The sequence below is a fragment of the Mesorhizobium sp. M0037 genome, from assembly GCF_040323635.1.
GTDB lineage: Bacteria > Pseudomonadota > Alphaproteobacteria > Rhizobiales > Rhizobiaceae > Mesorhizobium.
This window is the reverse complement of sequence record NZ_JAMYVB010000056.1, coordinates 1-543: the sequence shown is the minus strand read 5'-3', so window position 1 is coordinate 543 and position 543 is coordinate 1. Positions and strand designations below refer to the sequence as shown.

The 543-nt window shown below is 68.0% G+C and carries 1 protein-coding gene; it reads left to right on the top strand.

The genetic code is table 11. The annotated features are described in order from the left end of the window. Nucleotides 1-543: Ig-like domain-containing protein (locus tag NKJ78_RS30765; protein ID WP_352562818.1), on the top strand; the 543-nt coding region annotated here is incomplete at both ends.

Genomic DNA, 543 nt, shown 5'->3' with positions numbered 1-543 from the left:
ACCGACACTGACGGCGACAGCGCACCGGCCGGCAACCTGGTCATCAACATCATCGACGACGTGCCGACGGCGCATGCCGATACCGACAGTGTAGCCTCCAACCAGTTCACGGCCGAGGCCGGCAACGTGCTGACGGCGGTGGGCACCACCTCGCCGGTGACCGGCATCGATGTCCTGGGTGCAGACGGCGCAGCGGTGGTTGGCGTCCAGGCCGGCGACACCAATGCCGACTTCACCGGCTCGCTCGGCGTGCAGATCCAGGGCACCTACGGCAAGCTGACGCTTAACGCCGACGGCTCCTACTCCTATGTACGCGATGCCGGCTCGCAGGGCGGCCACGACGACGTCTTCACCTACACCATCAAGGATGGCGACGGCGACACCTCGCACACCACGCTGACCATCTCGATCGGCGACTCGACGCCGACCGACAGCATTCCGGCGCCGGGCCTTGCCTCGACCACCGTCTATGAGGCCGGCCTTCCGGCACGCGGCGGCGAGTCCGCGGGCTCGAACGCTGCCGCCAACTCGGAGACCACCTCG